This window comes from Azonexus sp. (assembly GCF_047638095.1).
Classification (GTDB): Bacteria; Pseudomonadota; Gammaproteobacteria; order Burkholderiales; family Rhodocyclaceae; genus Azonexus.
The window spans coordinates 1-6,887 of sequence record NZ_JBLJBW010000073.1 but is presented as its reverse complement, the minus strand read 5'-3'; the positions used below and the strand labels follow the sequence as shown (position 1 = coordinate 6,887).

The window sequence follows — 6,887 nt, the reverse complement described above, 5'->3', positions numbered from 1 at the left end:
AAGCCCCTGTCATAACTAATTGATTGTGAACGACTTTCTTTTAGGGTTTACGACATCTGCGTATGCGATAGCCCTGTCACTCTGGATCTATCAAAGGTTTTCGGCAAATCCGGGGTGAATGCAAATTCTAGGCCTACCGAGTCAAAGCGAGCGGTTTTTCCAGTGCCAAAACCCCGGGCTGCAGAAAGACTTCGGTAACCAGCACGCCGTAATCGCCCAATACATGCCATGAGCGGCGCGCCCAGAGGGGCGGCTGCGCACCCAAATGGCGAGACAGTCGCCGGTGCAGCGGGTGCTGCGACGACAAACGCAAATACTCGATGGCCCCACGCCGAAACCCTGGATGCGCAAACAACAGCGAACCCAAAGAACGGCTGCCTAGACCGGCGAAATAGCGCCCCAGTTTCCCGGCGCGCACTGCCGACAAAACGCTGTGCGCAAAGATCACCGGGCGGGCGTCGCATTCTAGCAATACCTCGCGCAAGGGCAGGCAGCGCCCAGTCCCTCCTGGCAAATCAATCAAGGGCCGGGCCAGCGCCTGACGCAAGGGACGCACGCGAAACTCGCGGCAATGACGCTGGCAGCGTAAAGTCAGCGAAGCGGTTTCGCTCAACCAGGGGCGTAAGGCGTTCGGCACACCGGTTGCTGGCAAAACGGCTAACCAGCGTTCACGGAAAAGCGCATTCATTTCATCGCCCACCTCTGTACCCACCTCAGCGTCCCACCGGCGCGCGCTCCAGGCCGCGCAGTTGGTCTGTCGCCTGAATACCGCGCTGGGCAAACCAGCCTCGGTTCATCTCCAGCGCGTAACGCGCCGGGCGGCGGGCGCAGTGATTTTCTTCGCTGTGCGGCGTCATGTCGGCAATATTGATGATTTTTCCTTCGGCGTCCACAAAGGCCACCGACAACGGAATCAAGGTATTGCGCATCCACATGCAATAGGTGTTGTCCTGCGGAAAAACGAACAGCATGCCGCGCTGCGCGGGCATCGAACGGCGGTGCATCAAACCCCTCTGCCGCTCAGGATCGCGCGCCGCGACTTCGGCTTCGATACGGTGAAAACCAATCTGCAATTCAATCTGCGCCAAACTGTGCTGCGCTCCGGCTGCGGCGCTCAAAAAGAGCGTCATGGCTGCCAAAAAAAACTGTTTCATGTTTTCTTTCCTCGTAAAAATTCAATACCGCCTGTTTCTTCACGCCATTCGCCTGGTGCCAAACCAGCCAAGCTGGCCTGCCCGATGGCGGCGCGCAGCAAACGCAAAACCGGGTAGCCCACCGCCGCGCACATGCGCCGCACCTGGCGATTTTTCCCTTCGCTGATAACGATTTCCAGCCAGCTGGTCGGAATTGCCGCGCGATAACGAATCGGCGGATCGCGCGGCCACAAGTCGGGCGGCGCATCGATCCGGCGCACCTGGGCGGCTTGTGTCGTAAATTCGCGCAAGCGCACACCGTCTTGCAAACGCTGTAGCGCCAGCGCATCAGGCACACCTTCCACCTGCGCCCAATAGGTTTTTTGCAATTTGTAACGTGGCTCGGCAATTTTCGCCTGTAATCTACCGTCGTTGGTGAGCAACAACAGGCCTTCGCTATCAGCATCCAGGCGACCCGCAACATAAACACCGGACAAAGGAATAAAATCGCGCAACCCACGCCAGCGACCTTCCGGCGTAAACTGACTGAGCACACCATAGGGTTTATTGAACAAGACGATTTTTGCCACACCGAACACGCAAAATAAAAACCGAATTTTACGGCACCCATCGCGTAAAAGCCCCCTACCCTTCCCCCAACCCGCTCCATGCCCCCTACTCCCAGTCCTGCACACGGGCCCTTGGCCGCCCTTCCTGAGCGCTGGCAAGCACCGTTTGCCGCCCATCTGACCAGCGCCTCCCCTCTGCTTTGCCTGCTCGAAACCGACCTCGACCATCACCTGCATTTTGCCCCCGGCCTGCTCGTACTATCGGCACAGGGGCTCTATGCTGCGAACGCCGCGGGACAAGTCGAACACTGGCCGCTCGCGCCAGAATTGCACTTGAACCACCACGACCACGCCGGTGTCGGCACGCTGGAATTGGTCAATGCAACAGGGCGCCTGGCCGTCTGGCGCTATACCTTGGAAAACAATCTGGCCGCTTTACGCCTGATTCGCGAATTTGCCCTGCTGCGCGACGCGGCACCGCGTCCGCCGGAAGAGGTCTGCCCGCTGTGCAAAAACTCCCTGCCAGTCGATGCTGAAGATTGCCCGAACTGCACCCGTGAAAGCAACGTCGCCCCCTCCACCTGGACGCTCTTTCGCCTGTGGCGTTTCGCCCGCCCCTACCGCTGGCAGTTGCTGTCCGGTTTTGCCCTCACCTTGCTCGCCACTGCGGCGCAACTGGTGCCGCCCTACCTCACCATGCCGCTGATGGATGACATTCTGATTCCTTTCCAGAACGGCCAACCCATCGACTGGCCGCGAGTCAGCCTTTATCTTGGCGGCCTGCTCGGCGCGGCCTTGCTCGCCTGGTTTCTTGGCTGGGCGCGCACCTTGATCCTGGCGCGAGTGTCGGAGCGCATGGGGCGCGATTTACGCACCACCACTTATCGGCATCTGCTCGGCCTGTCGCTCGAATATTTCGGCGGTAAGCGCACCGGCGACCTGATGGCGCGCATCGGCAACGAAACGGATCGCATCAACATCTTCCTCTCGCTCGACCTGCTCAATTTCGCTACCGACGTGCTGATGATCGCCATGACGGCGGCCATCCTCTTTTCGATCAACCCCTGGCTGGCGCTGGTGACACTCTTGCCGCTGCCGATCATCGGTTGGCTGATCCACGTCGTGCGCGAAAAACTGCGCACCGGCTTCGAAAAAATCGACCGCGTCTGGGCCGAAGTCACCAACGTGCTGGCCGATACCATCCCCGGCATCCGCGTGGTCAAGGCCTTCGCCCAGGAAAAACGCGAGGCCGAGCGCTTTGCTGCCGCCAACGAGCACAATCTGGCGATGAACGACAAGCTGAACAAAACCTGGTCTTTGTTCACGCCCACCATCACCCTGCTCACCGAAATCGGGCTGCTCGTCGTCTGGGCCTTCGGCATCTGGCAGATCGCCCGCGGCGATTCCACCGTCGGCACGCTCACCGCCTTTCTCGCCTACATTGGCCGCTTCTACACCCGGCTCGATTCGATGAGCCGCATCGTTTCCGCCACCCAGCGCGCCGCCTCCAGCACCAAGCGCATCTTCGACATTCTCGACCACGTATCCAGCGTGCCGGAACCGGCGCAGCCGGTGCATCTGAGCGGCGTGCGCGGCCACATCGAACTGAAGAAAGCCTCCTTCCGCTACGGCACCCGCGCTGTGACGCAAGACGTCGATCTCGTCATCGAACCGGGAGAAATGATCGGTCTGGTCGGGCATTCCGGCTCGGGCAAATCGACCTTGGTCAATCTGATCTGCCGCTTTTACGATGTCACGTCCGGCCAGATGCTGATCGACGGTGTCGACGTGCGCGCCGTGCCGGTGGCGGAATTTCGCAGCCACATCGGTCTGGTGTTGCAGGAGCCTTTCCTCTTTTTCGGCACCATCGCCGACAACATCGCCTACGGCAAACCGGACGCGACGCGCGCCGAAATCATCGCTGCGGCGCGCGCCGCCCATGCCCACGAATTCATCCTGCGCTTGCCGCACGGCTACGATTCGCTGGTCGGCGAGCGTGGCCAGGGGCTGTCCGGCGGCGAGCGCCAGCGCATTTCGATTGCGCGGGCGCTCTTGATCGATCCGAAAATTCTCATCCTCGACGAAGCCACTTCCGCCGTCGATACCGAAACCGAGAAGGAAATCCAGAAAGCGCTGGACAATCTGGTCAAGGGCCGCACCACCATCGCCATTGCGCACCGGCTATCGACCTTGCGCAAGGCCGACCGGCTGGTGGTGATGGATCGCGGCCGCATCGTCGAAATCGGCAACCACGACGCCCTGATGGCGGCCGAAGGGCATTACCACAAGCTCTACATGGCACAGGCGCGCAATGTGGACACCGAAGCGCCGGAACCCGCCGCGCCGGATCTGCCCAAAACGCCCACGGTTTGAGGAAATACGCATGAATTTCACACTGCAACGCGACGCCCTGCACCGCCTCGTCCTCAGCGCTGCCGACGGCGAAGTACACATCGGTGTGACGCCGGTGCGCGCCTTTCCCATCGCCGCCCCGAATGAGGGACTGGCGCTAATCAGCGGCGATGGCCGCGAAATCGCCTGGGTCGACCGGCTGGCCGAGCTGCCCGATGACACCCGCCAACTGATCGAAGAAGACCTCGCCAGCCGCGAATTCGTGCCGGAAATCGAGCAACTTCTCAACGTTTCCAGCTTCGCCTGCCCGAGCGCCTGGCAGGTGCGCACCAACCGGGGCGACACCACGCTCACCCTGAAAGGCGAGGAAGACATCCGCCGCCTGGCCGCCACCCGGCTGCTCATCGCCGACAAAAACGGCATCGAATACTTGATCCGCGACCTGACCCAACTCGACCGCAGCAGCCGCAAACTGCTCGACCGTTTCCTCTAACTCCACCCCTGCCCAAAAAAATGAGCCACGACATTCGCATCATCAAGCAGTTTTCCCTGCGCGGCCCGAGCATCTGGACTTATCCGCCCAGTCTGGAAACCTGGATCGACATCGGCGACCTGGAAGCCCTGCCTTCCAACAAGATTCCCGGCCTGTATGAACGCCTCACCGCCTGGCTGCCTAGCCTGATCGAGCACCGCTGCAATTACGACGAGCGCGGCGGCTTCCTGCGCCGCCTGCAGGAAGGCACCTGGGCCGGTCACATCCTGGAGCACATCGTGCTGGAGCTGATGAGTCTGGCCGGTCTGCCGGACGGTTTCGGGCGCACCCGCGAAACAACCACGCCGGGCATATACAAACTCATCGTCAGCGATTTCCACGGCGAATGCACGCGGCTGGCGCTGGAACAGGGGCGCGAATTGCTGCTCGCCGCCATCAACGATCAAACCTATGATCTGGCGGCCGCCAACAAAGCGCTGCGGCGCAAGGTCGACCGCAAATACCTTGGCCCCTCCACCGCCGCCATCGTTGAAGCGGCGGAAGCGCGCAAGATTCCGCACATCCGCCTGCTCGATGACGGCAACTTGGTGCAGCTCGGCTACGGGGCCGCCATGCGCCGCATCTGGACGGCGGAAACCGACCAAACCAGCGCCATCGCCGAAACCATCTCGCGCGACAAGGATTTGACCAAAGACCTGCTCGCGGCCGCCGGCGTGCCGGTGCCGGAGGGGCGCGAAGTCGACAGCGCCGACGACGCGGTGGACGCCGCCGAAGACATCGGCTACCCGGTGGTGGTCAAACCGACCGACGGCAACCACGGGCGCGGTGTTTTCATCGATCTGGTCAGCCCCGATGCCGTACGCAAGGCTTACGCCATTGCCGTCGACGAAGGCTCCGGGGTGCTGGTCGAACGCTCCATCGCCGGCAGCGAACACCGCCTCCTGGTGGTCGGCGACAAACTGGTGGCGGCCAATCGCAGCGACCTCATCACCGTCACCGGCGACGGCCAATCAAGCGTGCTCGAACTAATCGCCCGCCAGGTCAACAGCGACCCCCGCCGTGGCGAAAGCGAATTGCACCCGCTCTCCATCATCCGCATCGATACCGCCGCCCGTATCGAACTCGAACGCCAGAATCTCAGCGGCGACAGCGTGCCGGCCGCCGGGCGCGAAGTGCTCATCCAGCGCAACGCCAACCATGCCTTTGACTGTACGGACGAAGTGCATCCCGAAACGGCGGCCATCGCTGCGCTTGCCGCGCGCGTGGTGGGCCTGGACATCGCCGGCATCGATCTCGTCTGCCGCGACATTGCCCAGCCGCTGGCCGGCCAGGGCGGGGCGATTGTCGAAGTCAATGCCGGCCCCAGCCTGCTCATGCATTTGAAACCCGGCATCGGCAAACCGCGCCCGGTCGGTCAGGCCATCGTCGATAACCTCTTCGCCGCCGAGCGCAGCGGCCGCATTCCGGTCATTGGTGTCTCCGGCTCGCGCGGCAAAACCCCCGTTGCCCGCCTGCTCGCGCACATGCTGCATTTATCCGGTCTGCGCAGCGCCCTGGCCTGCAGCGCCGGGCTGTATCTCGGCAACCGGCACATCCAGAACAAGGATGCCGCCAACTGGGCCGGCGGGCGGCGGCTGCTGCTCAACCGCAGCGTCGATGCGGCGGTGATCGAGAACGGCAGCCGCGTCATCCTCGGCGAAGGCCTGCCTTACGACCGCTGCCAGATCGGCATCGTCACCAATGTGTTGCCGGATACGGAAGACCTCTCTGCCTGGGACATCCAGCCCACCGGCAGCGAGTATTACACCACCTGGCGCGCCACCTACCGCACCCAGATCGATGTCATTCTGGCCAGCGGTGCGGCCGTCCTCAACGCTGAAGATCCGCTGACGGAAGAGTTCATTCCTTTATGCGACGGCGAAGTCATCCTTTTTTCCGCCGACCCGGACGCGCCGCTACTGGATCAGCATCTCGCTGCTGGCAAGCGCGCCGTCTACGTCAGTGAAAGCCGCCTTTACCTGGGCAGCGGCGAGGAAGAAAGTCGCCTCTGCCGGTTGGGCGATGTGCCCTTCATCGGCAAGGAAAAACATCCGCACACCATTGCCGCCGCCCTGGCCGCCGTGGCTGCTGCCTGGGGATTGGGTTTGTCGCAGGATGTGATCGTCACCGGTCTGCGCACCTACGGCCTCGACCTCGCCGACCCCTTTGCCCTGCTGCCGCGCCGCGCCCGCAAGTCCGCCCACCTCGCCAACCGCATCTGATTCTCACGACAAGACCATCATGGACGTTTCCCGCATTCGCGCCTTGCGCGGCCCCAATCTGTGGAGCCGCCACACCGCC

At 62.4% G+C, this 6,887-nt stretch carries 6 protein-coding genes; 3 read left to right on the top strand and 3 right to left on the bottom strand.

Features of this window, described 5'->3' with window-relative positions; translation table 11 throughout:
• Window positions 1–133: 133 nt before the first annotated feature.
• The 3 genes from ACM62Q_RS12735 to ACM62Q_RS12725 are packed head-to-tail and all read right to left on the bottom strand — an operon-like array spanning window position 134 to window position 1,723.
• The gene (locus tag ACM62Q_RS12735) at window positions 134–688 is read right to left on the bottom strand and encodes a chorismate--pyruvate lyase family protein (protein ID WP_415037163.1); all 555 of its coding nucleotides are present in this window, start codon (window positions 686–688) and stop codon (window positions 134–136) included.
• A 25-nt stretch (window positions 689–713) separates the two neighbouring features.
• Window positions 714–1,154: a DUF192 domain-containing protein gene (locus ACM62Q_RS12730; RefSeq protein WP_415037161.1), complete on the bottom strand. Its 441-nt coding sequence runs from the start codon at window positions 1,152–1,154 to the stop codon at window positions 714–716.
• On the bottom strand, window positions 1,151–1,723 hold the full coding sequence (locus ACM62Q_RS12725) for a pseudouridine synthase (protein ID WP_415037159.1): 573 nt from the start codon (window positions 1,721–1,723) through the stop codon (window positions 1,151–1,153). The genes ACM62Q_RS12730 and ACM62Q_RS12725 overlap by 4 nt, the downstream gene beginning before the upstream one ends.
• A gap of 111 nt (window positions 1,724–1,834) precedes the next feature.
• Here ACM62Q_RS12725 and ACM62Q_RS12720 point away from each other — a divergent pair, with 111 nt between their 5' ends.
• From ACM62Q_RS12720 to cphA, 3 genes are read left to right on the top strand one after another with little or no spacing between them, the layout of a single operon-like run.
• On the top strand, window positions 1,835–4,075 hold the full coding sequence (locus ACM62Q_RS12720; protein ID WP_415037157.1) for an ABC transporter ATP-binding protein: 2,241 nt from the start codon (window positions 1,835–1,837) through the stop codon (window positions 4,073–4,075).
• Window positions 4,076–4,085: 10 nt separating this feature from the next.
• The gene (locus ACM62Q_RS12715) at window positions 4,086–4,547 is read left to right on the top strand and encodes a DUF1854 domain-containing protein (protein ID WP_415037155.1); all 462 of its coding nucleotides are present in this window, start codon (window positions 4,086–4,088) and stop codon (window positions 4,545–4,547) included.
• Between the two features lie 20 nt (window positions 4,548–4,567).
• Window positions 4,568–6,808, top strand: a complete 2,241-nt coding sequence (gene cphA / locus ACM62Q_RS12710) for a cyanophycin synthetase (protein WP_415037154.1) — start codon at window positions 4,568–4,570, stop codon at window positions 6,806–6,808.
• Window positions 6,809–6,887 lie beyond the last annotated feature (79 nt).

What these genes read in the sequence shown, in the direction of transcription:
- ACM62Q_RS12730 (WP_415037161.1), bottom strand. Translation starts at nt 1,154, where the DNA reads ATGAAACAGTTTTTTTTGGCAGCCATGACGCTCTTTTTGAGCGCCGCA.
- ACM62Q_RS12715 (WP_415037155.1), top strand. Translation starts at nt 4,086, where the DNA reads ATGAATTTCACACTGCAACGCGACGCCCTGCACCGCCTCGTCCTCAGC.
- ACM62Q_RS12735 (WP_415037163.1), bottom strand. Translation starts at nt 688, where the DNA reads ATGAATGCGCTTTTCCGTGAACGCTGGTTAGCCGTTTTGCCAGCAACC.
- cphA (WP_415037154.1), top strand. Translation starts at nt 4,568, where the DNA reads ATGAGCCACGACATTCGCATCATCAAGCAGTTTTCCCTGCGCGGCCCG.